Annotated in this window: 37 protein-coding genes; 28 read left to right on the forward strand and 9 right to left on the reverse strand. The window is 48.8% G+C overall.

Annotated elements, in window-relative coordinates; genetic code table 11:
• The first annotated feature begins 139 nt into the window (after window positions 1–139).
• From rplV to rplQ, 24 genes are read left to right on the forward strand one after another with little or no spacing between them, the layout of a single operon-like run.
• Window positions 140–787 (forward strand): 50S ribosomal protein L22, encoded by a 648-nt coding sequence (rplV, locus tag OEY64_04540; protein ID MDH5542216.1) that lies wholly within the window; start codon window positions 140–142, stop codon window positions 785–787.
• Between the two features lie 14 nt (window positions 788–801).
• On the forward strand, window positions 802–1,515 hold the full coding sequence (gene rpsC, locus OEY64_04545) for a 30S ribosomal protein S3 (GenBank protein ID MDH5542217.1): 714 nt from the start codon (window positions 802–804) through the stop codon (window positions 1,513–1,515).
• Entirely contained in the window at window positions 1,508–1,933 is a 426-nt protein-coding gene (gene rplP / locus OEY64_04550; GenBank protein MDH5542218.1) for a 50S ribosomal protein L16, read from the forward strand. The genes rpsC and rplP overlap by 8 nt, the downstream gene beginning before the upstream one ends.
• Window positions 1,930–2,142: a 50S ribosomal protein L29 gene (gene rpmC, locus OEY64_04555; protein ID MDH5542219.1), complete on the forward strand. Its 213-nt coding sequence runs from the start codon at window positions 1,930–1,932 to the stop codon at window positions 2,140–2,142. Before rplP ends, rpmC begins: the two co-directional genes overlap by 4 nt.
• A complete protein-coding gene (gene rpsQ / locus OEY64_04560; GenBank protein ID MDH5542220.1) occupies window positions 2,123–2,377 on the forward strand; it encodes a 30S ribosomal protein S17 in 255 nt (84 codons plus the stop codon). Before rpmC ends, rpsQ begins: the two co-directional genes overlap by 20 nt.
• 15 nt (window positions 2,378–2,392) lie before the next feature.
• Window positions 2,393–2,761: a 50S ribosomal protein L14 gene (gene rplN / locus OEY64_04565; GenBank protein ID MDH5542221.1), complete on the forward strand. Its 369-nt coding sequence runs from the start codon at window positions 2,393–2,395 to the stop codon at window positions 2,759–2,761.
• Window positions 2,762–2,766: 5 nt separating this feature from the next.
• Window positions 2,767–3,084, forward strand: a complete 318-nt coding sequence (rplX, locus tag OEY64_04570) for a 50S ribosomal protein L24 (protein ID MDH5542222.1) — start codon at window positions 2,767–2,769, stop codon at window positions 3,082–3,084.
• A gap of 18 nt (window positions 3,085–3,102) precedes the next feature.
• The gene (gene rplE / locus OEY64_04575) at window positions 3,103–3,645 is read left to right on the forward strand and encodes a 50S ribosomal protein L5 (protein MDH5542223.1); all 543 of its coding nucleotides are present in this window, start codon (window positions 3,103–3,105) and stop codon (window positions 3,643–3,645) included.
• A 12-nt stretch (window positions 3,646–3,657) separates the two neighbouring features.
• On the forward strand, window positions 3,658–3,843 hold the full coding sequence (locus OEY64_04580; GenBank protein ID MDH5542224.1) for a type Z 30S ribosomal protein S14: 186 nt from the start codon (window positions 3,658–3,660) through the stop codon (window positions 3,841–3,843).
• 10 nt (window positions 3,844–3,853) lie between these two features.
• The gene (gene rpsH, locus OEY64_04585; GenBank protein MDH5542225.1) at window positions 3,854–4,249 is read left to right on the forward strand and encodes a 30S ribosomal protein S8; all 396 of its coding nucleotides are present in this window, start codon (window positions 3,854–3,856) and stop codon (window positions 4,247–4,249) included.
• A 1-nt stretch (window position 4,250) separates the two neighbouring features.
• A complete protein-coding gene (rplF, locus tag OEY64_04590) occupies window positions 4,251–4,799 on the forward strand; it encodes a 50S ribosomal protein L6 (GenBank protein MDH5542226.1) in 549 nt (182 codons plus the stop codon).
• An 11-nt stretch (window positions 4,800–4,810) separates the two neighbouring features.
• A complete protein-coding gene (gene rplR / locus OEY64_04595) occupies window positions 4,811–5,167 on the forward strand; it encodes a 50S ribosomal protein L18 (protein ID MDH5542227.1) in 357 nt (118 codons plus the stop codon).
• A 10-nt stretch (window positions 5,168–5,177) separates the two neighbouring features.
• Entirely contained in the window at window positions 5,178–5,684 is a 507-nt protein-coding gene (gene rpsE, locus OEY64_04600; GenBank protein ID MDH5542228.1) for a 30S ribosomal protein S5, read from the forward strand.
• Complete coding sequence (rplO, locus tag OEY64_04605) at window positions 5,681–6,121, forward strand: 50S ribosomal protein L15 (GenBank protein MDH5542229.1); 441 nt, start codon at window positions 5,681–5,683, stop codon at window positions 6,119–6,121. The genes rpsE and rplO overlap by 4 nt, the downstream gene beginning before the upstream one ends.
• Window positions 6,122–7,432 carry a preprotein translocase subunit SecY gene (gene secY / locus OEY64_04610; protein MDH5542230.1) on the forward strand — a complete coding sequence of 437 codons (1,311 nt, stop codon included), beginning with the start codon at window positions 6,122–6,124 and terminating at the stop codon, window positions 7,430–7,432.
• Window positions 7,429–8,088 (forward strand): adenylate kinase, encoded by a 660-nt coding sequence (locus OEY64_04615; protein ID MDH5542231.1) that lies wholly within the window; start codon window positions 7,429–7,431, stop codon window positions 8,086–8,088. Before secY ends, OEY64_04615 begins: the two co-directional genes overlap by 4 nt.
• Complete coding sequence (map, locus tag OEY64_04620) at window positions 8,075–8,830, forward strand: type I methionyl aminopeptidase (GenBank protein ID MDH5542232.1); 756 nt, start codon at window positions 8,075–8,077, stop codon at window positions 8,828–8,830. The genes OEY64_04615 and map overlap by 14 nt, the downstream gene beginning before the upstream one ends.
• Window positions 8,830–9,048, forward strand: a complete 219-nt coding sequence (gene infA, locus OEY64_04625) for a translation initiation factor IF-1 (GenBank protein ID MDH5542233.1) — start codon at window positions 8,830–8,832, stop codon at window positions 9,046–9,048. The genes map and infA overlap by 1 nt, the downstream gene beginning before the upstream one ends.
• Before the next feature lie 10 nt (window positions 9,049–9,058).
• On the forward strand, window positions 9,059–9,172 hold the full coding sequence (gene rpmJ / locus OEY64_04630; GenBank protein MDH5542234.1) for a 50S ribosomal protein L36: 114 nt from the start codon (window positions 9,059–9,061) through the stop codon (window positions 9,170–9,172).
• Window positions 9,173–9,184: 12 nt separating this feature from the next.
• Window positions 9,185–9,565 carry a 30S ribosomal protein S13 gene (gene rpsM, locus OEY64_04635; protein ID MDH5542235.1) on the forward strand — a complete coding sequence of 127 codons (381 nt, stop codon included), beginning with the start codon at window positions 9,185–9,187 and terminating at the stop codon, window positions 9,563–9,565.
• Window positions 9,566–9,582: 17 nt separating this feature from the next.
• On the forward strand, window positions 9,583–9,984 hold the full coding sequence (gene rpsK / locus OEY64_04640) for a 30S ribosomal protein S11 (GenBank protein MDH5542236.1): 402 nt from the start codon (window positions 9,583–9,585) through the stop codon (window positions 9,982–9,984).
• Window positions 9,985–9,995: 11 nt separating this feature from the next.
• Window positions 9,996–10,628, forward strand: a complete 633-nt coding sequence (gene rpsD / locus OEY64_04645) for a 30S ribosomal protein S4 (protein ID MDH5542237.1) — start codon at window positions 9,996–9,998, stop codon at window positions 10,626–10,628.
• A gap of 14 nt (window positions 10,629–10,642) precedes the next feature.
• On the forward strand, window positions 10,643–11,629 hold the full coding sequence (locus OEY64_04650; GenBank protein MDH5542238.1) for a DNA-directed RNA polymerase subunit alpha: 987 nt from the start codon (window positions 10,643–10,645) through the stop codon (window positions 11,627–11,629).
• A gap of 20 nt (window positions 11,630–11,649) precedes the next feature.
• Window positions 11,650–12,099 carry a 50S ribosomal protein L17 gene (gene rplQ / locus OEY64_04655; protein MDH5542239.1) on the forward strand — a complete coding sequence of 150 codons (450 nt, stop codon included), beginning with the start codon at window positions 11,650–11,652 and terminating at the stop codon, window positions 12,097–12,099.
• Between the two features lie 64 nt (window positions 12,100–12,163).
• On the opposite strand, the gene OEY64_04660 is transcribed toward rplQ, so the two are convergent.
• From OEY64_04660 to OEY64_04695, 8 genes are all read right to left on the reverse strand, one after another.
• Window positions 12,164–13,045, reverse strand: coding sequence for an alpha/beta hydrolase (locus tag OEY64_04660; protein MDH5542240.1), 882 nt, complete (start codon window positions 13,043–13,045; stop codon window positions 12,164–12,166).
• A gap of 25 nt (window positions 13,046–13,070) precedes the next feature.
• Entirely contained in the window at window positions 13,071–13,658 is a 588-nt protein-coding gene (locus OEY64_04665) for a TetR/AcrR family transcriptional regulator (GenBank protein ID MDH5542241.1), read from the reverse strand.
• Window positions 13,659–13,981: 323 nt separating this feature from the next.
• The gene (rsgA, locus tag OEY64_04670) at window positions 13,982–15,037 is read right to left on the reverse strand and encodes a ribosome small subunit-dependent GTPase A (GenBank protein ID MDH5542242.1); all 1,056 of its coding nucleotides are present in this window, start codon (window positions 15,035–15,037) and stop codon (window positions 13,982–13,984) included.
• Window positions 15,038–15,404: 367 nt separating this feature from the next.
• The gene (locus OEY64_04675; protein MDH5542243.1) at window positions 15,405–16,109 is read right to left on the reverse strand and encodes a phosphoadenylyl-sulfate reductase; all 705 of its coding nucleotides are present in this window, start codon (window positions 16,107–16,109) and stop codon (window positions 15,405–15,407) included.
• Between the two features lie 27 nt (window positions 16,110–16,136).
• Window positions 16,137–16,382 (reverse strand): sulfurtransferase TusA family protein, encoded by a 246-nt coding sequence (locus OEY64_04680; GenBank protein MDH5542244.1) that lies wholly within the window; start codon window positions 16,380–16,382, stop codon window positions 16,137–16,139.
• Window positions 16,379–17,425, reverse strand: coding sequence for a 4Fe-4S binding protein (locus OEY64_04685; GenBank protein MDH5542245.1), 1,047 nt, complete (start codon window positions 17,423–17,425; stop codon window positions 16,379–16,381). Before OEY64_04685 ends, OEY64_04680 begins: the two co-directional genes overlap by 4 nt.
• Window positions 17,426–17,807: 382 nt before the next feature.
• Entirely contained in the window at window positions 17,808–18,338 is a 531-nt protein-coding gene (locus OEY64_04690; protein ID MDH5542246.1) for a gamma carbonic anhydrase family protein, read from the reverse strand.
• A gap of 36 nt (window positions 18,339–18,374) precedes the next feature.
• Window positions 18,375–18,770 carry a flagellar protein FlaG gene (locus OEY64_04695; protein ID MDH5542247.1) on the reverse strand — a complete coding sequence of 132 codons (396 nt, stop codon included), beginning with the start codon at window positions 18,768–18,770 and terminating at the stop codon, window positions 18,375–18,377.
• Between the two features lie 740 nt (window positions 18,771–19,510).
• Between OEY64_04695 and OEY64_04700 the strand changes: the two genes are divergently transcribed.
• The gene (locus OEY64_04700; protein ID MDH5542248.1) at window positions 19,511–20,950 is read left to right on the forward strand and encodes a tetratricopeptide repeat protein; all 1,440 of its coding nucleotides are present in this window, start codon (window positions 19,511–19,513) and stop codon (window positions 20,948–20,950) included.
• 369 nt (window positions 20,951–21,319) lie between these two features.
• Here OEY64_04700 and OEY64_04705 read toward each other — a convergent pair whose 3' ends face one another.
• Window positions 21,320–21,730, reverse strand: a complete 411-nt coding sequence (locus tag OEY64_04705) for a hypothetical protein (protein ID MDH5542249.1) — start codon at window positions 21,728–21,730, stop codon at window positions 21,320–21,322.
• A 53-nt stretch (window positions 21,731–21,783) separates the two neighbouring features.
• On the opposite strand from OEY64_04705, the gene mtaB reads away from it, so the two are divergent.
• From mtaB to OEY64_04720, 3 genes are read left to right on the forward strand one after another with little or no spacing between them, the layout of a single operon-like run.
• Window positions 21,784–23,052 (forward strand): tRNA (N(6)-L-threonylcarbamoyladenosine(37)-C(2))-methylthiotransferase MtaB, encoded by a 1,269-nt coding sequence (gene mtaB / locus OEY64_04710; GenBank protein MDH5542250.1) that lies wholly within the window; start codon window positions 21,784–21,786, stop codon window positions 23,050–23,052.
• Complete coding sequence (locus tag OEY64_04715) at window positions 23,049–23,861, forward strand: SAM-dependent chlorinase/fluorinase (protein ID MDH5542251.1); 813 nt, start codon at window positions 23,049–23,051, stop codon at window positions 23,859–23,861. The genes mtaB and OEY64_04715 overlap by 4 nt, the downstream gene beginning before the upstream one ends.
• On the forward strand, window positions 23,851–25,365 hold the full coding sequence (locus OEY64_04720) for a DUF2851 family protein (GenBank protein MDH5542252.1): 1,515 nt from the start codon (window positions 23,851–23,853) through the stop codon (window positions 25,363–25,365). The genes OEY64_04715 and OEY64_04720 overlap by 11 nt, the downstream gene beginning before the upstream one ends.
• The last annotated feature ends 153 nt before the right edge of the window (window positions 25,366–25,518 follow it).

The raw sequence follows: 25,518 nt of genomic DNA on the forward strand, positions 1-25,518 counted from the left end.
CGAGCAGGACAAGGGGATTCGGAAAACCGTTTTCGATAGGGAAAGCAGGTTCTGAATGCAAGAAACTTCTTGACATTCCTTCCCTTCGAAAATAAACTTACGTGCTTTCGTGCCATTTAGTGGTGCGGCAGAGAAATTGTTGAATTTAAAGGAAGATATGGAAGCCAGCGCTAAACTGAGATTTGTAAGGATGTCACCCCAGAAGGGACGGCTGATCGCGGACATGGTTCGCGGCAAAAAAGTCGGTGACGCGCTAAATATGCTTCATTTCACGAACACGAAACCTGCGAAGATTATCGAGAAGCTTTTAAAAAGCGCCCGCGCAAATGCGGAAGAAAAAAATGTGGGCGATCCTGATGCGATGATCATCAAGACAATATTGGTCGACAAGGGACCGGTTATGAAGCGTCAGCTTCCGAGGGCAAGGGGGCGCGTGGATGTTCTTCACAAACCTTTCAGTCACATTACCCTGATACTCGAATCGCATGAAGAGGAAGGGGCCAAGAGAAAGGCGCCTCCAGCGAAAAAAGGAGTTGTCAAAAAGGGCGCAGAGGTGAAGACCGAAAAGAAGAGCGAGGCCGTAAAAGGCGAGGCCGAAAAGGCGCCAGCCAAGAAGGCCACGGTTAAAAAGACTTCCACGAAGAAACCGGTAGCAAAGAAAACGGCTGATGCCAAGAAGGGCACAGCGAAGAAGGCGGCAGCCAAGAAGGCTGTCGCGAAAAAGACCGTTGCCAAGAAGAGCGCGGCAAAGAAGACAACCGCGAAGAAAAGCGCGAAGAAGAAATAAAGGAAGGAGCAGCTTTGGGTCAGAAAACGCATCCAATTGGTTTCAGGCTTGGTGTCAACAAGTCTTGGCTTTCGAACTGGTATGCCGAGGCTGATTACGCGAAGCAGTTGCATCACGACTTGGCTCTCAGGAAATACATACACAAGCAACTCTCTCACGCAGGCGTAGCCAGGGTCGAGATTGAGAGGCGCTCAAAACAGCTCAAGATAAATATTCATACATCAAGGCCGGGGATCATCATCGGTAAAAAGGGTTCGGAGGTCGATGCGCTGAAGAAGACCCTGCAGAAGATGGTCGGGGGTAAGATGGAGATATCTCTTAACATTAAAGAGGTTCGCCGCCCGGAAATTAACGCTCAGCTTGTGGCGGAAAATATCGCCATGCAGCTTGAGAGGCGAATCGCATACAGGCGGGCTATGAAGAAATCGCTCTCGACAGCGATGAGGTTTGGCGCGAAGGGTATCCGCATAAACTGCTCAGGCAGGTTGAACGGGGCAGAGATAGCGCGCGTTGCATGGTATCGCGAAGGAAGGGTGCCGCTTCATACTCTCCGCGCGGACATAGATTTTGGATTTGCGGAAGCCCAGACCACCTTTGGCGTTATCGGCGTAAAGGCATGGGTTTTTCATGGAGAGATTCTTAAGGTAAGAGATTCGTCGGTTGCCGCCAGCGACATGCTCGACGAAAAGATGGGCAAGGACAGCTCAAAAAGGGAAGATAATGCTTAGTCCTAAAAAGGTTAAACATAGAAAACGCCAAAAGGGGCGGAACAGAGGCGTCGCGTGGCGCGGTTCCAGCATCTCATTTGGAAGCTACGCGCTCCAGGTTACAGAGCCGGGCTGGATCACTGACAGGCAGATCGAAGCTGCCCGTATCGCGATGACAAGGCATGTGAAGCGCGGCGGTCAGGTATGGATACGGATATTCCCTGATAAGCCGATTACAAAGAAACCGCTTGAGGTCAGAATGGGTAAAGGTAAGGGTTCCCCAGAACAGTGGATAGCCCGCGTAAAGCAGGGAAGGATACTGTTTGAAATGGATGGGGTGGATCTGTCGACTGCGGAAGAGGCTTTGAGGCTCGCCGCGATGAAGCTGCCGCTTGCCACCAGAATACTTTCAAAGGAAACGAGAGGTTGCCTGTCATGAAGGCTTTGGAAATAAGAGAACTGACGATAGAAGAGCTGTCGCTTAAGCTGGAAGAGTTGAGGAAAGAGTACCTTAACATGCGTTTCCAGAAGAGCACGCAGCAGTTGGAGAAACCGCATCAGATATCGGTAGTAAAAAAGGATATCGCAAGGATGCTTACAGTATTAAATGAAAAGAAGAGGGTAAAAGATGTCAGCGCTTCCTCCTAGACGAAAAGTTCGCGTTGGCGAAGTAGTCAGCAACAAGATGGATAAGACCGTTGTGGTGAAGATCGAAAGGAAGATCATCCACCCTGTCTTCAAGAAGTTCATAAAGAAAACGAAAAAGCTTTACGCGCATGATGAAGACAACAAGTGCAAGATTGGGGACTTGGTCGAGATAGTTGAGACCCGCCCATTGAGCAAGACAAAGAGATGGAAAGTATCTTCCATTGTTTCGGAATAGGGTTGGGAAAACAGGATGATTCAGCTTAGAACGGTATTGGAAGTGGCGGATAACTCCGGTGCCCGCGTAGTGCAGTGCATCAAGGTGCTAGGCGGCTCCACGCGGAGATACGCGAGGATCGGCGACGTCATAAAGGTTGCGGTTAAACAGGCGTCGCCAAACTCGAGCATCAAAAAGGGCGAGGTGAAAAACGCCGTGATAGTGAGGACCAAGAAGGAGCGAAGGCGCTCGAACGGTTCATATATAAAGTTTGATACGAATGCGGCAGTGCTCATAAACGATGCCAGAGAGCCGCTCGGAACGCGTATTTTTGGCCCGGTAGGAAGGGAGCTGAGAGACAAGAGATTCATGAAAATCGTCTCGCTGGCCCCGGAGGTACTGTGATCGCCATGAAAATACGGAAGGACGATATAGTGGAATTGATTGCCGGCAAGGACAAGGGTCGGCGCGGGAAAGTGCTATCGGCAAATCCGGTAGACGGTTTTGTTACCGTAGAGAAGCTGAACATGGTGAAAAAGCACCAGAAGCCGAATGCCCAGATGAGGCAGGGCGGCATTGTAGACAAGGAGAACAAGATCCGTGTCGACAACGTAAAGGTTGTTTGTTCAAAATGCGATAAAGCTGTTCGGGTGGGGAAGAAAGCCCTTGAAGATGGAAAAAAGACACGCATCTGCCGTTCATGCGGCGAAGTACTGGATGCGGTATAGGGAGAAGTGATTAAGTAAATGGCATCGAAGCTGCACGAGAAATACAAGAACGAGGTTGTTCAGGCTCTGATGAAAGAGCTTGGGCTTAAGAACTATTACCAGGTTCCGAAGCTGGAGAAGATAACCCTGAACATGGGGCTTGGTGAAGCGGTCTCCGACAGCAAGGTGATCGAAGGGGGCGTATACACGCTTTCCACGATAACCGGTCAGAAGCCCGTTGTTACCAGGTCGAAGAAGGCGATATCGAACTTCAAGCTGAGGGCGGGAATACCGATAGGCGTGAAGGTAACAGTACGCGGAGAGAGGATGTACGAATTCCTCGAGCGGCTGATAGTCGCCGCGCTTCCTCGTGTAAGGGACTTCCGCGGAGTATCTGGAAAGGGTTTCGACGGGTACGGCAACTACACGCTTGGGATAAAGGAACAGCTCATTTTCCCGGAAATAGACTACGACAAGATTTATAAGGTTATGGGAATGAACATTTCCATTGGAACGACCGCAAGGAACGATGTGGAAGGCAAAGCATTGCTTAGATTGCTCGGCATGCCGTTTAGGAATTAGGAGGTATTAAAGTTGGCTAAAGCTTCAATGATGGCGAAGGCGAAAAAGAAGCCGAAGTTCAAGGTCAGGGCATACAACAGGTGTCCGCTTTGCGGGAGGCCAAGGGCGTTCCTCCGAAAATTCGAGATGTGCAGAATATGTTTTAGAAAACTGGCGCTGGAAGGAAAACTTCCTGGCGTAACAAAATCTAGCTGGTAAGGATAAAGATATGGTAACTGATCCTATTGCAGACATGTTAACGAGAATAAGGAACGCCATGATGGCGGGCCATGACAAGGTGGACATACCTTCGTCCAACATGCTTGTGAATATCGCCGAAATACTCCGCAAGGAAGGCTATATAAACGATTACAAGGTGGTGAAGGATCATAAGCAGGGGACGCTCAAGATATTCATTAAATGGATAAGGCCGAAAGAGGCCGCCATAAAGGGTATCAGGAGAATAAGCACCCCGGGCAGAAGAACATACACAAAGGCAAAGGATCTACCCAAAGTCTTGCGCGGACTTGGGATAGCGATAATTTCAACAAACAAAGGGATATTAACCGACCACGAAGCGCGGCAACAAAATTGCGGTGGTGAAATCCTGTGCTACGTCTGGTGATATGTCAAGAATAGGAAAAAAACCAATAACGATACCCGCGGGCGTTACCGTCTCTGTCAACGGTAATGTAATCGAGGTTAAAGGGCCTAAAGGTACGCTTAAGCAGACCGGAAGGGAGCCTATAACCGTCAAGATCGAAGGTTCTACCATCAATCTTGATCGTCCAAACGACAGCAAAACAAACAAGTCGCTCCACGGCCTGATGCGTTCCCTCATCGCGAACATGATAGAGGGGGTTACAAAAGGCTTTGAAAAAAAACTGGAGCTTCAGGGTGTTGGTTACAGAGCGACACTGCAGGGGAAGAACCTCGGCTTGGCGCTTGGCTTTTCACATCCTGTAGTGATCGAACCACCGGCTGGGATCTCGTTCGATGTAAGCAAAAAGCAGACGGATATAACCGTTATCGGAATAGACAAGCAGGTTGTAGGCCAGGTGGCCGCCAATATCAGAAGTTGCAGGCCTGTTGAGCCATACAAGGGCAAAGGGGTTCGCTACCTCGGCGAGAGAGTAATCAAAAAGGCCGGTAAGTCGGTTTCGGCTGGAAAATAGGGTAGACATCAATGCAGGCAAAAAAAGATCTAAGGTTTAAAAGAAAGTTCCGCATCAGGAAAAAGATAAGGGGTAGCTCGGTCAGGCCGAGGCTTACAGTTTTCAAAAGCAACAGGCACTTTACCATTCAGGTAATAGATGATGACGCAGGCAAGACGATAGTATCGGCCAATTCCGTTGAAAAGGACCTCAGGTCGAAGTTCAAAAGCAATAACATCAAAGCTGCCGGTGAATTGGCGGCGATCGTTGCTGATAGAGCAAAATCCAAGGGAATAACAAAGATGGTCTTCGACCGGAACGGTTATGTCTATCATGGACGAGTCAAAAAGATCGCAGAAAGTTTGAGGGAAAACGGCATTGAAATTTGAAAAACCGGACATGAGGGATATGGCAGACTCCGAAATTGAACTCGAAGAACGGGTTATCTTTATCAACAGGGTCGCGAAGGTCGTAAAGGGCGGACGCAGATTCAGTTTCAGCGCCCTGGTAGTGGTAGGCGACAAGGCCGGTACGGTTGGTGTCGGCTATGGCAAGGCCGCGGAGGTTCCGGAATCTATTAAGAAGGCGATCTCAGTCGCTAAAAAGAATCTGAAAAAAATAGTAATTAAGGACGGAACGATCCCCTACGATGTAATAGGGAGATTTGGAGCGGGGCATGTAATCATGAGGCCGGCTTCAAAAGGTACAGGCGTTATCGCCGGCGGTCCGGTTCGCGCGGTTCTTGAGGTTCTAGGCATAAGCGATATCCTCACGAAATCGCTCGGAACCAGCAATCCGAACAATGTTGTTCACGCGACGATGGAAGCGTTGCTTGCGTTGAGGACTCCTGAAAGCATTAAAAAGATGCGTGAAACATCGATGGGTGGAGCGGAAGAAACAAAATGAGAATCCATACATTATCGCCAGGCGCTGGCGCAAAACGGAAAAGAAAACTGCTTGGCCGCGGAACAGGCTCCGGTCTTGGAAAGACTGCGGGCAGGGGACACAAGGGGCAGAGAGCCAGGTCAGGCGGAAAATCGCACATACCCGGTTTCGAAGGTGGACAGAATCCGATCCATCGAAGACTTCCGAAAAGAGGTTTTCGAAACATTCACAGAATAGAATTTACTCCTGTTAATCTAGATAGGCTGAACGGCGTTGAAGGGGTTAGCGAATTCACCCCGGGCGTTCTTGCTCAGCTCGGTATTGCAGGGAAAAGCGACAGAATTAAAATTTTGGGCACCGGTGATATAAAGAGATCCATCACCATTACCGCTCACAAATTCAGCAAGACCGCAAAAGACAAAATAGAAGCCGCTGGCGGAAAAGTAACGGAGATCTAATTGGGCACCGAGAGTTTTGGAAATATATTCCGGGTTCCCGAATTAAGAAACCGCATTTTTTTCACGCTGGCGATGCTGGCCGTTTACAGGCTCGGTTCCCACATCCCGGTTCCAGGCATTAACTCCTCCGTACTTGCGGAATTTTTTGCGAGCATGCAAGGGACCATTCTCGGCTTCTTCGATATGTTTTCCGGAGGCGCGCTCTCCAGGCTCACGATATTCGCGCTTGGCATTATGCCCTACATCAGTTCGTCAATTATTATCCAGCTCCTTACCGTAGCGGTTCCCCATCTTGAAAAACTTAAAAAAGAGGGTGAGCAGGGGCAGAAAAAGATTACCCAGTACACCAGGTACGGTACGATATTCCTCGCACTGATACAGGGTTCCGGTATTGCCTTCGGTCTTGAAGCGATGACCTCGCCAACAGGCGTTCCCGTAGTCAACGACCCGGGGATGGCTTTCAAGATAATTACCGTCATAACCCTTACATCAGGAACAGCGTTCCTGATGTGGCTCGGCGAACAGATCACGGAGCGCGGAGTTGGAAACGGGATTTCGCTTATCATCTTCGCGGGAATCGTGGCGAGCATGCCGAACGCCATAATAAACAGTCTGAGGCTACTTCAGACTGGTGAATTGACTCCGATAACCGCCCTGATAGCGCTTGCCATCATGGTGACTGTCGTCGGCGTGATAGTATTTGTCGAGACCGGACAGAGAAGGATACCTATCCAGTACGCAAAAAGAATGGTAGGGAGAAAGATGTACTCCGGGCAGTCGAGCCATCTCCCGTTGAAAATAAATACGTCAGGCGTTATCCCTCCGATCTTTGCATCCTCGGTGATAATGTTTCCGGCTACAATAGCCAGCTTCATGCAGCATCCGGTGATGAACAAGATCGCGGACAGCCTTTCTCCAGGCACGCTTATCTACACCACCATATATGTAAGCACGATCATATTTTTCTGTTTCTTCTATACAGCCTTGGTTTTCAATCCGACTGACGTTGCTGAAAATATGAAGAAGAACGGCGGATTTGTGCCCGGCATCAGGCCAGGCAGGCCCACAGCCGAATACATAGATTACGTCCTTTCCAGGATAACTCTCGGTGGCGCTCTCTATCTTGCGATAGTCTGCGTCTTCCCGGATTTCATGATCCAGGCATTTTCAGTGCCGTTCTATTTTGGCGGAACAAGCGTACTTATTGTCGTGGGTGTTTCCATGGATACCATGTCCCAGGTCGAATCGCATCTGGTTATGAGGCAATATTCCGGGTTTTTGAAAGAGGGTCGGATAAGGGGTCGAAGGTGATCCTAATCCTTCTTGGTCCACCGGGGGCCGGAAAAGGGACACAGGCAAAGAAGATAATAGAAAAGTTTGAGATCCCCCAGATTTCCACAGGCGACATTCTCCGGGAAGCGGTAAAGAACGAGACCGAGATGGGGCTGAAGGCCAAGGAATTTATGGATCACGGGATGCTGGTTCCCGACGAGGTCGTGATTGAGATAATCTGCGACCGAACGAATGAGGATGATTGCGGTGACGGGTTCATCCTTGACGGGTTCCCGAGGACGCTGAAACAGGGGCGGTCGCTGGATGATATGCTGAAGGCCAAGGGGCTTCAGATTGACCATGTAATTGATTTTGAGATTGATCGGGAAACCGTTGTTACAAGGATAGCCGGAAGAAGGACTTGCAAAAGCTGTGGATTCGGGTATCATATACGTTTTTCCCCACCTGAGAAGGATGGCGTCTGCGACAAGTGCGGAGGCGAGTTGTTCCAGAGGGGGGATGATAACGAGGCAACGGTAGGAAAACGTTACGAAGTATATAAGCAGCAATCGGAAGAGCTGAAGGGATATTACGGTAAAAAAGGTAGTTTCCACAGCATTAACGGGATGCTGGAGATTGATGATATTTACAGGAAAGTGGAAGAGATAATCGGCAAGGGGCATGATAATCCTTAAAACTGAAGAGGAAATCGAGAAGTTAAGGCGTGCCAACCAGATTGTCGCAAAGACGCTTTCCAGGATCGTTGAATTGGTTGAAGCCGGTATCACTACCGAGGAACTGGACCTTACCGCTGAAAGGATGATCCTGGCGGAAGGGGCAAAACCCTCGTTTAAGGGGTACAGGGGTTTCCCGAGTGCGCTTTGCGTTTCTATAAACGAGGAAGTGGTGCACGGGATCCCGGGTAAAAGAAAGTTGAAGAAGGGCGATGTTGTAAAACTCGACCTTGGCACGAATTACGAAGGATATTTCGGCGACAGCGCGGTGACTGTCCCCGTTGGCGACGTATCTGATGATGTGATGCATCTTCTCAGGTCGACGCGCGAGGCTCTTTACAAAGGTATTGAGCAGATGAAGGAAGGAAACTACCTTTCCGACATTTCGCACGCGATACAGAAGCATGCCGAGATGAATGGATTTTCGGTAGTTACCGACTTTGTCGGTCACGGCATAGGCAGGGCGCCGCATGAGGATCCGCAGGTTCCGAACTACGGACCTCCAGGGCAGGGGCCGAAATTGAAGGCCGGCATGGTGCTGGCAGTTGAACCGATGGTTAACGTCGGGACGCACGAAGTAAAGGTGCTGTCCGATGACTGGACAGTGGTTACGCTGGACGGAAAACTTTCCGCCCATTTTGAACATAGCGTAGCGGTTACGAAGAACGGCCCGGATATTTTAAGTGAATTGGTGCAGGAATGATGGCGAAAGAGTCAGCGATTGAGATGGAAGGAACGGTCATTGAGGCCCTCCCGAATGCGATGTTTCGCGTGGAGCTTGAGAACAAGCACACGGTGCTCGCGCATATTTCGGGAAAGATGAGGAAGTATTACATACGTATCCTCGGCGGGGACAAGGTGAAGGTTGAACTCTCTCCGTATGACCTTTCAAAGGGAAGAATAACCTACCGGTATAAATGAGAGGCTGGAAATGAAAGTAAGAACATCGGTGAAACCGATTTGCGACAAGTGCAAGGTAGTGAGACGTAAAGGTGTTTTAAGGGTAATTTGCGAGAACCCCAAACATAAACAGAGACAGGGATAGGCGGGAGTATACATGGCTCGAATAGCTGGCATAGACATACCGAGACAGAAAAGGGTAGTAATAGCCCTAACATATATTTACGGCATTGGCGAGACAACCAGCCGGAGGATACTTAAATCGGCGGGTATCGACGAGAGCACAAGGGTTAAGGATCTTACCGAACAGAACGTAAATAAGCTGAGAACAATTATTGAAAAGAGCCATACGGTCGAAGGCGACCTTAGGCGTAACATACAGATGGATATTAAGCGCCTCATGGATATCGGCAGTTACCGGGGAATGAGGCACAAAAGGGGCCTGCCGGTTCGCGGACAGCGTACACAAACAAACGCGCGCACAAGGAAGGGTCCGAAGAGGACTGTTGCGGCGTCCAAAAAGGTAGCAAATAAATAAAAAGACGGGAATGAAAAATGGCTGAAAAGAAAAAAGAAGGCAAGGGAAGCGGAAAGAAAAAGGCGAAGGTCGCCCCGGCGAACGGAATCGCGCATATTCTCGCCTCCTTCAATAATACGATCATCACCATCAGCGATACGATGGGCAATGTTGTAGCTTGGGCGACAGCCGGGCACCTGGGATTCAAAGGTTCCAGAAAAGGTACTCCGTACGCCGCTCAGATGACCGCCGAGAACGCCGCTAAAAAAGCGATGGAAGCGGGAATGAAAAAAGTGGAAGTAAAGGTAAAAGGACCGGGTGGCGGTCGAGAAGCCGCTATTAGGGCGCTTCAGGCCACCGGACTTCAGGTTGAAATGATCAGGGATGTCACGCCGGTACCGCACAACGGTTGCCGTCCGCCCAAGAGAAGAAGGGTTTAAAGGAGGAATACTTGGCTAGATACACTGGACCCGCTTGTAGGCTGTGCCGCAGGGAAGGCACGAAACTTTTTCTTAAAGGCGATCGTTGCGTCACGGCGAAATGCTCGATAGACAGGAAAAACTATTTCCCTGGACAGCACGGGCCGAATGCAAGGCGCAAAAAAGAGACTGAATACGGAATACAGCTTCGTGAAAAACAGAAAGCCCGCAGGATATACGGTCTTCTCGAGAGGCAGTTCAAGAACACTTTCCAGAAAGCCCAGAAGAAGGATGGTATTACCGGCGAAGTGTTCCTTCAGATGCTTGAAAAAAGGCTCGACAATGTCATTTACCGCCTCGGTTTTGCCACCAGCAGACAGCAGGCAAGACAGTTCGTCGGCCATAACCACGTTGCGGTGAACGGAAAGAAGATCAACCTCCCCTCATACATGGTTAAAAAAGGGGATGTGATAGAGGTAAGGAAAAAGAGCCTGAAGAAAAAACTCTTCACGGAAACAGTGGACAGAAGATCGAAATTGCCGCTCGTTTCATGGCTTTCATGGGCCGAGGGAGAATTGAAAGGAACGGTTCTGGACGAGCCAAAAATTGAGGACTTCGGTCTGCCGGTTAAAGAACAGCTTATCGTTGAGTTTTACTCGAAGTAAGGAGAAATGGTTTTATGAGTATGGATTTGCAGGATATGGTGAGTCCCAAGCGTCTTGAGTGCGTGGAAAAAAGCGCAGACAAAACATTTGGTAGATTCGTCGCAGAGCCTCTCGAAAGGGGATTTGGCGCGACAATAGGTAACTCAATACGGAGGTATCTCCTATCCTCAATTAGGGGCGCGGCTGTTTACGCCATCAAGATAGAAGGCATACATCACGAGTTCTCCACGCTTCCAAGCATTTACGAGGACGTTTCGGAGATCATTCTTAATTTCAAGGAACTGGTCATAAAGCATCAGGAAGGTACGGACAAGGCGGCTATTACGATAGATGAATCTGGGAAAAAAGAAATCACCGGCGACGACATTAAATGCCCTGCCAATGTTGAAGTAATAAACAAGGGGATACATATCGCGAGTCTGATGGATAAAAACTCCAATTTCAAGGCAGAGCTTTTCACCAGGATGGGGAGAGGATACGTCCCTTCCGAAGAGCAGGAAGTCGATTCCACCGATATAGCGCTTATCCCGCTCGATTCGAATTTTTCGCCGATATTAAAAGTAAACGTGATAGTCGAAAAAACAAGGGTAGGTCACTATTCAGACTACGATAAATTGATCCTTGACGTATGGACCAACGGGACGATCGATCCCGAGGACGCGGTTTCGGACGCGGCCAAGATACAGCGCGACCATATGCTCCTTTTCATGAACAAGGAAGACGAAATTGAAATTCCGGTTAAGGAGAGCAAGGCAGAGAAAGTCAAGCAGCCGACGATCAACCTCAATAGAAGCGTTGAGGAGCTTGAACTTTCGGTGCGTTCATATAACTGCCTTCAGAAGGCAAACATCAAGACCATCGCCGAGCTGGTGGAAAAAACGGACAGCGAAATGCTCAAGACAAGGAATTTCGGCAGAAAATCCCTTAATGAGATAAAGGCAATCCTTACCGAGATGGGACTCAGGCTCGGCATGTCCAAAGAAGAAATTGAAGGCAACTAGGAAAACGGGAGAATAGGGTAATGCGACACTTAAAAGACGGCAGAAAACTAAACCGGACGGCCAGCCACAGGAAGGCGCTGTTCAGGAATCTCGTAACCTCACTTCTGGAATTCGAGAGGATCACCACAACACTGCCGAAAGCAAAAGAGCTTAAACGCTACCTCGACAGGATGATCACACTCGGTAAGAAGGGTGATCTCGCCGCCCGCAGAAGGGCGCTCGAATTCGTCCAGAGCAAGGAAGTTGTTCAAAAACTATTCTCCACGCTTGCGGAGAGATACTCGGCTCGCAAAGGGGGCTACTCCCGCATTTTTCGATCGGGCGTAAGGCATGGCGATAACGCGCCGATGGCCGTCATTGAGCTTGTAGACCGAGACGCATCGGCCCAGGCGAAACGACGCGTGAAAAGGGCGAAGGAAGAAGAGACCGCGGCCGTCGCACCGGCAGCCGAAAAGAAAAAATCCGCCTGACCTCAAGGCTGGCGGACACCTGATAAGATTTTAAAGACGGCAAGCCTTTTCAAAAGGCTTGCCTCTATTTCCCATTCTGCGAGCCATTCAAAAATCGAATCGCATGATCCACTGTCTTTATATCCTTCAATAACCTGCTGTGTCCAAGGCCGTACGTTTTTATTATTTTGGAATGTTTAAGATATTTCCTGAGTATGGTTGCCTGGCTTATTGGTGTGATCTTGTCCAGTTCGTCATGGATTATCAGTGATTGAGAGGAAACCCTCTCAGAAAGCGTTGAGGGCGAGACGTCGGACAGGTTGAAACCATGTTTCAATTCAAGTTCCTCAATCACTTTCTTGTACGGCGCCTCGTAGAGGCCGAACATACGCGCATATTTATAGATCTCTTCCTCGAGATAGAAGATTGGCGAGATAAGGACAAGTTTTATATTTCCTTTTACCGCGTCATCAAGATTCAAGGCGGCCGCGGCACCAAAGGAGTGCGCTATCACTGCTTTGACGCCGTCAGTGGAGTCGTAAACCGCCTTAATAGTCTCTACGAATTCAAAATAGTTTGTATTTATTCCTCCTGAATCACCATGCGCAGGGTTGTCATAGGCAATCACCGAGTGTCCTGAATCAATTAGAGGGGAAATAAACTCGGAAAGCTGTATTCCTCTGCCTCCCCATCCATGGGCAAGAACAACAGCCGGGCCTTCGCCCCATTTCCATACCTTTACCGTTTTGTCTCTCAGAGTGATGTGAAATACCTCGGCCTTTTGAAGCATAGTCTTTTGTGATTCGCTGGTTTTGAAACCTTTAGGTGAAAAAAACATCCTGAAAATGAATTGCGTTGTAAATCCAGGTGCGATCAGCCATATGAATTTGGTAAAAGTATATACAAGACGTTTTGATAAATTGCTTTGACCGTAGAAGCCATTACTATTAGCAGATGTTTTATTCATGATAAATCTCCCTGGATGTATTTATTTATTGCCTGTTCTTTTCTATCAAATTATCTAAAGCTTTAGCGTGAAGTTCCTTCGCCTTTTTGTCGCCAAGCATTCTGAGATAGTGGTTGTATCCGAGCATTAAGGCGTTAAATTCAAATGCAAAAAGTTTACAGTCAGTTTCCTTTTTGAATTCCCCTGCCTCGACAGCCAGTTTGGCCGAATGAGCCAGCGTATCTATCCATTGCTGTTGAAGGGATTGAAGACGATCTCGTACTTTTCCGGGCCGATCGTCAAACTCCACCGAGGCGGAGATAAAAGGACAGCCGCCAGGGAGGGAATTGGTATCCCACATGCGCCAATTTTCCGCAATTGCCCTGATTCGCCCAATGCCTCGTGGTTTTTTGATTGCCGGCACCATAACGGTGTTAATGAAAACCTCAGAGGCATATTCGAGCATTGAAATTTGCATAGTCTCTTTTGATTTGAAATGCGCAAAGAGACCGCTTTTTGACATTCCGACGATTTCAGACAATTTTCCGATTGTAAGCATTTCGATGCCGTATTCGCTGGCATAGAGGAGTGCGGCATCCAGGATTTTTAATTTAGTATCGCGCTCTTTTTTCATGCCAGTAATATAACACGAACGGTCGTGCTATACAACCGGGCTGAATTATTGAGCTTTTTCAGGAAATAATAAAAGGGGAGGATGGGGTCCTCCCCTTTTAGGGGGTGCGCAACCGGGACATAGATATCCCGCATACGGGTTGGGCTAGCTTCAGACCATCGCCACGATTTCGTCTTTGAGTGGCCTAGTATGAATTCCGCATTCGCCGCCGCACTTGGAGGTTCCGGCCCAGCGTCCGTCTCTTTCGTTTTCAGACGTTGTGATAGCCGTACATGGCGCGCGAGCAACGCATCGAATGGAATTTATGGGTTGGCGCCGATAAATCACTCTTTCTTTTTCTTCTTGTACGATTTGATAAACCGACCGAATGCCTTATCCTTTTTTCGCTTATCAAGGTATGACATTTCGTAGTACTCCGATTCCTTCTTCAGCTTGATATAGCTGGTATATCGGTCTTCGCTCAATTTATCGCTTTCGATCGCGGCCCGGATGGCACATCCCGGCTCATGCTCGTGGTTGCAATCCGCATAGCGGCAATTTGCAGATAGTCCCACAATGTCTTCGAAACCCGCATCGATACCGCCGCCGGTACTTAGAATGCCAAGCTCTCTCATGCCGGGGGTATCTATCAGCATCGCGCCCTGATCGAGAACAATGAGCTGCCGTCGCGAAGTCGTGTGGGTGCCTTCTCCCGTGACGCTTACCGGTTTTGTGTCGAAGGCTTCTCGTCCTACGAGGCGGTTGATGAGTGTCGTCTTTCCGACTCCAGATGAACCAAGGAGACAGTATGTCCTTCCTGGATAGAGTGTCTGTTGGAATTCGCTAAATCCGCTCCCCGTGGTGCTGCTGAGAGCGAGTACCCTGGCTTTGGCGGCGGTGCTGAGGATCGCAAGCTTCTGCTCCAGTTCGTCATGGGTGATCAAGTCTGTTTTGGTAAGCAAGACTATTGGTTCAACGCCACCATCCGCTGCCATGACCATGTATCGATCCAGGCGGCGGGGATTAAAATCGAAATGACATGACTGAACAATGAATGCGACATCTATGTTGGCCGCAATCATTTGGAAATCGATGTTCGCGCCCGCGCTCTTGCGGCGCAGAAATGTTTTTCGCGGAAAAACCCCATGGATGATAGCTGCCGTGTGATTGTCATAGTACTGTGCCGATACCCAATCTCCAACACACGGCAGGTCAACAGGACTTTCAATCTGATAAGAGAACTTTCCCGATAGCTCGGCAGAGACTTCTCCTAATTCATTTCTTATCAGGTATGAACCGCGATCGACTGCCGATACGCGCGCAATTTCGTCTCCTTCATGGAGGAACTGGGCAGGATGTATTTCAAACCATTGTTCGAAACCGAGGTCGCTCAATTTCATACGACAGTATTGCAGAAAATGTAAATAAATATATTTTGATATCGCTGAAGTATTCGATTTTCAACTCTCATCCCCATAGATTATACCGATGCGCAATTAGCCGGCTTATTTTATTATCAAGGTTAATCTACGTTACCTTTGCATGTTTATCGAACCTTCCGTCAAACATGCAGTCGTATTTATTAATTTCTCTCAGAAGTTCCCTATTAAAAACTAGAATCTTGCTAAAAGAAAGAAAAATCGCAAATTGTCGCATATGGGGGTGTACCGCTTTTTCTAGAAATAAAAAAAGGGGAGGATGGGGTCCTCCCCTTTTATGGGATGCGCAAGCGGGACATAGATATCCCGCTCACGGGTTGGGCAATCTTTAGACCATCGCCACGCTGTCGTCTTTGAGAGGCCTAGTATGAATTCCGCATTCGCCTCCGCACTTGGAAGTACCGGCCCAGCGTCCGTCTCTTTCGTTTTCAGACGTTGTGATCGCCGTACACGGCGCGCATCCGAGCGATCGAAGGCCGGTCTTGTAAAGTTCGTTCGCCTTCACGCCGTAAACCGCCAGGTACTGCCAGATCTCTCGCTCCTTGAAAAGAAGTATTGGATTGAGTTTCAGCAGATCTCTGTCCCTCTGTTCCACTTCCTTGTAATCTGTCCGTGTTCTACCTTCGGTACAGCGAAGGCCGGTTATCCAGACCTTTACGTCCATCTCTTCAACCGCTCTTTTCACAGGCTCCACTTTGTAAATGTTGCAGCACTCGTCCGCGTTCTCCTTGTAAAGTTCGCGGGTCGGCTCGTTCGACCGGTATATCTTCAGGTTCGGATACTCGGATACAAGCCAGTTCATGTAATCGACTGTCTGGCGCGGTTTGAACGGCGTAGTAACGATAAATCCCCTGGCATTAGGATTGATCCTTGTCGCCATGTCCCAGACAACCATCGAATCCTTTCCGAGTGAATTCGCGACAACCGCCTTGTCGCCGTACTTCTCGTAAAACTCGGCCAAAAGCTTTTCAGCTCGCGCTACCTTTTCACCGAAGTGAAGTGAATCAACCAATTCCTTGATATTCTCTGACACGATAACCTCCAAATATGTTTTACTTTATTAACCTTTAGTCACGGTAAGCCTGAACGTATCGCCTTCCCGCTTCACGTTGCTTATCGTATGACCCTCTTCTTTAAGCTGAATGCTGATATTTCGCACGGGATCGCCGGAACCGCATACAACTTCCAGAGATTCTCCCGTGTTAATACACCCGATAGCCTGCTTGGTAAGTATGAACGACATCGGACAGACCTCCTGGGAGATGTCCAGAATGTTGTCGCTGACAGGCACATTTTCGGTTGTCATACTGCTACTCCTTTCGGGTTTGTAATTATTCTCTGCGGAAGCTCCGGGTTCTCTACCAGCTTTTCCTTCCCGATAGCTTTTTCCAGCGCTCTCATGTAATCGTCCATAAGTTCCCTCTCCTGAAGCAGGTTGCCTATGCGGATCTTCCCTTTTCCTTCCGCGGCCTTGGCGTACCACTTGATGGTCGCGTCGATAAGGTCGAGAGCCTCCACGTCGGTTAAAAATTTGGCGACGATAGAGCCGATAATCGGATGCCGTCCTCCGTGTCCTCCGACGCGGACTATATGCCCCTCCTTTTCCTGCTTCCAGGAATATGTGGGACAGGCGCGGACGCAGTCGTCGCAATATACGCACTGCGAAGCGTCGAAGATCGGTTTGCCCGTGATGGCGTCCGACACAATAGCATCTTCCGTGCAGGCCGACGCGCAGATGGTGCACCCTGTGCAGAGAGTTTCGTCCCATTTCGGGAATATCGCTCCCTGAAAACCAAGATCGGCTGAAACGGACCTTATGCAGTCGTGAGGACACGCGGAGAACGCGGTCTTGAACTTGTGGCTTGTCCTCTCGCCGAAAAAAAGTTTTGTCACCTCTTCTGCCATTGCCTGGGTGTCGGTAATTCCGTTTGGATTGTATTCGCATCCGCCGCACGCTGTAGGGACGCGGACCCTCGGCCCGCAAGAGGCGACCTCCTGCCCCTTCTCCTTCAGTTGCTCGATAAGAGGCTTGAAATTGTGATAGTCGACGGAAGTTATCTCGAGCGACTGCCTTGTGCTGAAATGGACGAAATCGCCTCCGAACTCATCTGCCGCTTCTGCAACCGCTTTGAGCTTCTCGACAGACATCCTCCCCCCCGGGCAATTGAGCCTTACGGTGAATTTGTCTTTCTGCCTCTGTTTTATGAGGCCACCGGCTCTCAAGGCGGCGAAATCTATCTTCCCCATCTCGTTTCGTCCGGCGATATCGGCATCCACGGTTATTTTCTTCATAACACCCTCTTCGATGTTGTGATTTACCGTTATCTTCAGTTTCTTTTCACTTTTCATTTCAGCTTTTCCTCAATGCAAAATTGAAGTTCCATTTATGTTGAGGATGATAATAATAAACCTTAGTGGAATAGTCAATAATTAAAAACAACAAATAATAAAAAGATATATAGCAAAAGAAAAGGAAAATCAAGAAGATATAAAAAATGAAGCCAAAAATGAATTTATGATAGCAACAGCCAAGATAATGGCAGGGGTCTAGGGTCGGGCTTTGTGGGCGGTTTTGCAGTCATACGCCCCGTATTTCTGCCTATGGAGAGGATTTAGTGATAAAATAACATTGGAAGGGCGAGAGAAATCTCCAAGATCAGCTGGCGGTTGCCTGGTTGACCTCTCTCATCTACCCCTTAACGGACCTGATAACTGGGCAGCTGCCAGCCTGTTATTTCCCGGTTTTCAAGTAATCGTTCTTGTATCCAACATAGTTGTTGGCAGATTCAAGAAGCCCTTTGCGCTCCTTTTCCGTAAGTTCCCTTACAGGTTTTGCTGGAGACCCGATTGCGAGCCAGCCGGACGGGATCTTTTTCCCCTCCGTAACGAGGGCGCCGGCCCCGATGATGCAGTCCGATCCAACCTCCGCGCCGTCGAGGATTATCGCCCCCATACCGATGAGAACGCGGGAGCGGATCACGCATCCGTGAAGAGTAACCGAATGGCCTACCGTGATATCGTCCTCAAGGAGGGTAGGGAAGGTCTTGTGGGTAACGTGGACTATCGAACCGTCCTGGATGTTTGTCCGGTCGCCGATGCGGATATAGTTGACGTCTCCGCGCACCACCGCGTTGAACCATACGGATGAATCGTTGCCTATTTCGACATCGCCGATGATCTGGGCGGAATCTTCTATGAAGGCGGAAGGGGCTATTTTAGGCCACTGGCCTTTGTAATCTTTTAGCATGCCGGACGGCGGCATGGAGGAGGTCCTGGCCAGTGGCCGCTAAGTAAATTGCTAGACCTGTTTATCAAAAAGCTGGCTGATGCCGTCGCGTATCGCCTGCTTGACGGCCTGCGCCGCCTTGCTCGGGATCTGCCTGACCTCAGAGCCGTTGTTTCTGTTCTTAACCTTGATGACGAGTTCATTATCGGAGTTTACTGTATAGTCGAGATAGTTTCCAGCTTTCTCCGGCTCTGAAAAATTCATCTCAGGCCTCTCAACCTTTTCACCGGGATTTACGCCTGTCACGTCAACCAGGTCTTGAATCGGAGCGGAGCTCTCCGCCTTTACCTTTTCGACCTTTGGTGCGGATTTGGCGCTTTCGGGTTTCGGTGCGCTCTCTTTAGCGTCGGCGCGAACTTGCCTTGCGACTGCCTTTACCACATCCATATTGTTTACTACCATTGTCATCACTTCCTATCTGTTCAATCTATCCTATTTATCGTTCACCTCTCCTATCGGAAATTCATTTTTAAACCTTAACCCCTTTTTTGGCAGGGTATCGAATTTTGTGTGACTGAAAAATATTGAAAATAAAAAGGTTATTTGGGCGGGAAAGATGGATCGAATTATTTTTCTAAAGTTTTCCCTTTTGGTTGCCGGGTGTATGCGGTGTAAACGGAAATTTTTCCCTCCTTTTTGCACCGCGGTACGCAAATTAACTTCAATACCATGTGCCCTATCTTTGATTTAAGGCATAATAAGTCAAGCTCTCTTTAAGACGCACCCTGCCGAGAATCCTTCATTGCGAGCATGGTGAAGCAATCTCTCTCCTTCTTGGTAGCATAGACTTTAGTCTGTGGTTGCCCCGAAGGGGCAAATGGATTGGTAGCACAGGCAATCTTGCCTGTGGTTCAAGCAAAGCGCAAAGTCTTCTTGGTAGCATAGACTTTAGTCTGTGGTTGCCCCGAAGGGGCAAATGGATTGGTAGCACAGGCAATCTTGCCTGTGGTTCAAGCAAAGCGCAAAGTCTTCTTGGTAGCATAGACTTTAGTCTGTAATTGCCCCGAAGGGGCAAATGTATTTGTACCCCCAGATATCTCGGAGCTTACCCACCCCTTTAGTGCTTCTCGATTCCCATACTGCCATAAAAGGGGGGGATTTTCAGACCATATTGCACTAAAATACGAAAAACCAGAAAAGGGGAAAACTTGGAATTTATAACTACTCACATAACTGAAATATTGATTGGTTCGATAATCGCAATGATTACGGCAATTATAGGGTTAGCCAGTGATTCCATAAAAACTATTGTTTCATCAATCTGGAATTGGATTTTTTCCCCAAAACCTCCAAACGGAAATATGTTCAATGAAGACCAAGTATACAGTCTGATAAAAAAAGCGCAGGAAGATGGGAACAAATCACCAATCCCCATCGAAGAGTACAAAAGATTGGAAGACGAAATAGTAAGGTTAAAAAGGGAAAAGGAAACTGCCGAAATTAAACTAAAATTAAGTTCGCTCTATCTCGGTAGAGAGGCGGCAAAGATCGCGCTTGAAGGTAGAGTAAATGAAGCAAACGCCAAATTCCAGCATGCATTAGAGACCTACCCGGAACCGGAAATTATAAACCTTTTCGGACTATATCTTACTAGGATCGGAAGGCTTGATGAATCAATTGCACAGTTTGAAAAGCTACTCGATACAGGCAAAGCGCTACACGAAAAAGTCTATATCGCTACCGCCTATGGCAACCTTGGGATTATCTGCAGAACAAAAGGGGAACTCGATAAGGCTAAAGAATTTAATAATAAATCACTCGCAATAGAGATAGAGCTTGGAAGAAAAGAAGGGATATCTGATACCTATACCAGCCTTGGAGTAATCTACCAAACAAAAGGGGAACATGATAAGGCAGAAGAATTTCACAAAAAAGCACTCACAATTAACACAGAACTGGGAAGAAAAGAAGGAATTGCTGGTGACTATACTAACCTTGGGAATATCTGCCATACAAAATGGGAACTTGATAAGGCTGAAGAGTATTTTAATAAATCACTCGAAATTAACAAAGAACTGGGAAGTAAAGAAGGAATTGCTGGTGACTATACTAACCTTGGGAATATCTGCCATACAAAATGGGAACTTGATAAGGCTGAATGGGAACTTGACAAAGCTGAAGAGTTTTATAATAAATCAATCCAAATCAACACAGAACTGGGAAGAAAAGAAGGAATAGCTGATAACTATGGCAACCTTGGAGTAATCTACCAAACAAAAGGGGAACATGATAAGGCAGAAGAATTTCACAAAAAAGCACTCGCAATCAACACAGAACTGGGAAGAAAAGAAGGGGTAGCAGATAACTATACCAACCTTGGGAATATCAGTCATACAAAATGGGAACGTGATAAGGCTAAAGAGTTTTATAATAAATCAATCCAAATTAACAAAGAACTGGGAAGAAAAGAAGGAATTGCTTCTAACTATAGTAACATTGGGGTTCTCTACCAAGAAAAAGGGGAACTTGAAAAGGCCATGGAATTTCTCATTAAAGCATTAGTTCTCTTTGAAGAGTTAGGGGCAAAAGATAAAATTGCCTTAACCAAAAAGAATATCGCCATTTTAAAAGAAAAGATGGGTGAATAGCGACTGACTGTCAACGTTACCAATACATTTGCCCCTTCGGGGCAACCACAGACTGAAGTCTATGCTACCAAGAAGACTACACGCTTTGCGTGAACCACAGGCAAGATTGCCTGTGCTACCAATACATTTGGCCCTTCGGGCCAACCACAGACTAAAGTCTATGCTACCAAGAAGACTACACGCTTTGCGTGAACCACAGGAAAGATTGCCTGTGCTACCAATACATTTAGCCCTTCGGGGCAACCAGAGACTAAAGTCTATGCTACCAAAAAGAGGAGAGATTGCTTCGCTACGCTCTCAATGGCGGATGCGTCAGAGTACGCCCAAAGGAGAGACTGCTATGCCGGGTTCGTGATGGCGGGAAAAAGATTACGAATATTTTTCCGGGTGTTTTTTGCGGAGATAGTAGAGGTAGCCGATAAAAGGTCCCATGAAGAGAACGGTGGCCCCAACGATAAGGATCACGAGTGTTGTCGCGATAGAGAAGTGCTCCAGCAGTTTGTTGATAATGCCCGGTGACCTCTGGGCGGCCCTGTCCGGTTCAGCCCTGTTGAAGAGCGGGTGTCCTTCACCCTCCCTAGGCGCGCGCAACATCCTCTCATCGTCCGGCGAAATCGGCCCCGCCTGGGTCTGCGAAGCAGTGGCGGTCTGCGGAATGTCGGATGCTGGATTGTCGGTTTTAAGGAGATCCCACGCCGTTACTGCCGAGAAGATGACAAGTATGACGAGGAGCGGCTTTGAGGCAATGCAGACCGAGTATTTTGAATCGCAACTTTTCATCTGGAGATTATATACGATTTGACTATGCAGGTGTTACTAAACATAATCAACGGATGGAAAAAGCGAAAATAATCACCTGCGGGTGCCGTTTCAACAGGTACGAATCCGACGAAATAAAGGAACGCCTGAACCCTGCAGGAGAGAGAAAACTGGTAATTATCAATTCATGCGCCGTCACTTCCAAATCGGAGGCGAAAAGCCGCTACGCGGTACGCCGGGCGGTGAAGGAGAATCCCGGTGCCGCGATAGTCGTAGGGGGGTGCTGGGCGGAACTCGATCCGGAAGCGGTAAAGGCTATCGAGGGTGTGGATCTCGTCCTTGGCAACGAGGAGAAGTTCCGCGTGAATGAGTTCGGCGCAGACAAAAACGGGGAGACTGAGGTTCATACCGGCGCAGTGAAAGCCGCGACCGATTTCATAGAGAGCCGGGTGGGGGGATTGACCGGGCGCACGGCCGCATACCTGAAGATACAGAACGGATGCGGTGAGATATGTTCATTCTGCGTTGTCCGAATCGCGAGGGGGAAGAGCAGGTCGGCTACCCCCGAATTTGTGCAAAGGAGAATAGACGAGCTTGCCGACGGAGGCGCAAGGGAGATAGTCCTTACAGGGATAAATATCGGAGAGTACGGGAACGACATCCCCGGCGCCCCGACTCTCGCGTCGATTTTAAAAAGGGGGGCCAAGCGCAAGGATGTAAGGTTCCGCCTCAGCTCCATAAATCCCCGCGAAGTTACGGAAGAGCTGATAGCCGTTATCTCGGATAATGAGAATATCTGCAAGCACCTCCATATCCCTATGCAGTCTGGGAGCGACGCGGTCTTGAAAAGAATGAACCGCCCGTATACTGCCGATGACTACAAAAGGAAAATAGAAATGGTGGCCGCCGCGCTACCGGATGCCGGAATAGGGTGCGATATATTGGCCGGGTTTCCGGGAGAAACCGAGGAGGAGTTCAGCGAGACTGCGGAGATGTTGGCCTCTCTTCCATTCAGCTACGCGCATGTTTTCACATATTCCGACAGGCCGCAGTCGACAGCGCACGGTTTTGACGGAAAGCTGGCGGAGAATGTAAAAAAGGAGCGGATGTTGCATCTGAAAAGTATTGCTGACGAGAAGAACAGGCTGTTCCGCGAAAGGTTCATAGGGAAGAGGCTCTCCATCCTGGTTGAGGAGAAGAGCACGAAAGCTGGACATCTAAAGGGGAAGAGCGACAACTTCATTTCCGTGGAGATTGATGGAGGGGGAGCGGTGAGAGGTTCGCTGATAGAGATAACTGCCGAGTCGCTTACGGAAACAGGGCTCCGCGGCAAGATAGCGTGAGGAAGGTAGTTACTCTCACCACCGATTTCGGCCTTTCCGATCCTTTCGTCGGGATAATGAAAGGGGTGATGCTCTCCATAGATCCCGAAATAGATTTCATAGATATGACGCACGATCTCCCTCCGCAAGATATAGCCGCGGGGGCGATATCCCTCCGAAGTATTGAAAACAGTTTTCCGCCGGGGACAGTGCATCTCGCCGTAGTCGACCCGGGGGTCGGTACCGACAGAAATCCCATCATCGCAAGAACCGACCGCTATTATTATGTCGGACCGGATAACGGAATCTTCACGCTGATAGAGCCGGAGATACTGGAAGTGGTCAGAATAAGCAACGAAAAGCTTATAGCAAAAAGGCCGAGCGCGACATTTCACGGGCGGGATATTTTCGCTCCTGCAGCCGCGCGGCTCTTCAGCACCGAGATGAAGGAGTTTGGAGAGAGGCTCGAAGGGATAACAAAACTCGATTTTCCAGCGGTGGAAACGGGAGCAGGAGCGATAGAAGGGGAGATAATATATATCGACAGGTTCGGAAACCTCTTCACGAACATCAGAGATGAGATGCTGGAGGAGGCTTTCAAAGGGTGCAAAGCTGACGACCTGGAGATAACGATAGGGGGGAGAACGATAAAAGGGCTATGCCGTGCATATGCCTTTGGCGGGAGAGGGGAGCTTTCGGCGATAGTGAACTCCTTTGGATACGTGGAGATATTTACGAGAAATGGAAACGCGGCGCTCCTTTCGAACTTTGCAAAAGGTGAAAAGGTTTCGGTAAGCCTGGCTAAGCAGAAAGGTTCAAGTGGAGAGTAGCAACGGTTTCAGCAACGAATATTTTTCTATATTGAACCGTACAGTAGACAAGGTGGAGGAGCCCGCAAAGGGGCGGTACTTCCCGGTTCCAAAGAGGGGGGTCTCGGAACATCTGGTTCAGCTGGTCTGGAAAAATATCCTATACAACAACGGTTCAATGACGACTACCGATGGCATCCCGATAAAGATACTGAAGCCGGGGCGCCTGAACAGGAGGGAAGGGCCAGATTTCAAGAACGGCGTACTTCTCCTGAACGGAGAGAAGGTTGCCGGAGACGTGGAAATCCATGTGGAAGCGCGCGAGTGGTACGATCATAAGCACCACCTCTCCCCCCACTATAAAAGAACTATTCTCCATGTTTTCCTGAACAGGACGGAGGATGCCAGGCCATCGGTTACGGTGAACGGGAAGTCGCCGCACGAGCTTGAACTGGGCCTTTACCTTCGTCATTCGATCGATGAGTTGCAAAGGGAGGTGGAGCTGGGTGATACCCCTCTATCTGGAAGGGCGCAAAATCCTCCATGCAGAAGGTATTTTTCCGAAACGCCGACGGGCAAAATTGAGCGTCTCATGGATGTCATAGGCGAGGGGAGAATGCTGATTAAATCCAACCTGTTATTTGAAAGGCTGGAAGCATCCGACCCTGAACAGGTTCTGTATGAAACCGTTTTTGAGGCGCTTGGATATTCAAGATTTAAAAAACAGTTCGGACATATGGCAAAGGCTATGCCGCTGAAAAGGCTTAAAGAGATTATCAAAGCCAACAGTGGGATCGAACCGGCGTTGACGGTGCAGGGGGTGTTTTTTCGGCTTGCCGGACTCGATATGGAGATCGAAACGGATCGAGCGGATGTCGCCTTGCAAGAATTTCTCCGCGTCTATGCCGATGTGAAAGCCGAGGGAGTAGAGCCGATCTATGATGCCGGGGAGTGGAGTATCGCCGGGAGCAGACCTGCCAATTCACCATTCAGGAGAATTGCCGCCTTTTCCCGGCTGGTTGTGGAGCCGCTTGATCCAGCCATGCTTGAAAAACAGTTCTCGTCCATCACTGCTGGAAGGGAGAAGATCAAGGAAGCGAGGAAAACGATCACCGAAGTGATGGAGATTTTCTGCAGGATCTCGGATCCGTTCTGGGATTACCGGTACAGTTTAGGCAGCCGGGCAAGAGGTGGGAAAAAACTTGTGGGGCGTGATCGTGCGGTTGCGATATTGGTTGATTCCCTGATCCCGCTATTCCTGGCGATAAGCCGTTCGCGACACGATATCGAGCTGGAAAAGAAACTTGTCTCGGCAATCTACGCCGCCCCGAAACCTTCTTCAAACTCGGTTGTCGATTTCATGTCGCGCAACCTCTTTGGAAAAGAGAGAGGTGGGATTGTCAGGAGCGCTCTTCATCAGCAGGCACTGATACAGCTGTATAACGATTTCTGCTTCAGCTTCCCCTCTCACTGCGGGAGTTGCCCCATGCCTGACTATCTTTCAAAGAACATGAAAAGAGGGTAGTTTTTCCGCGGCGCGGAGCCATCGGTCTCAGTCAAATATGCCGTTCTGGTTATATGGAGCGGTTCGAGTTTTCACGGTGGTAAGAGGAGATGTAGATATTTGACATCGGCCTTGGATAGGATTATATTGTAGACATCCCCACCCCCATAGGGG

The organism is Nitrospinota bacterium, assembly GCA_029881495.1.
Taxonomy (GTDB): Bacteria; Nitrospinota_A; UBA7883; order JACRGQ01; family JACRGQ01; genus JAOUMJ01.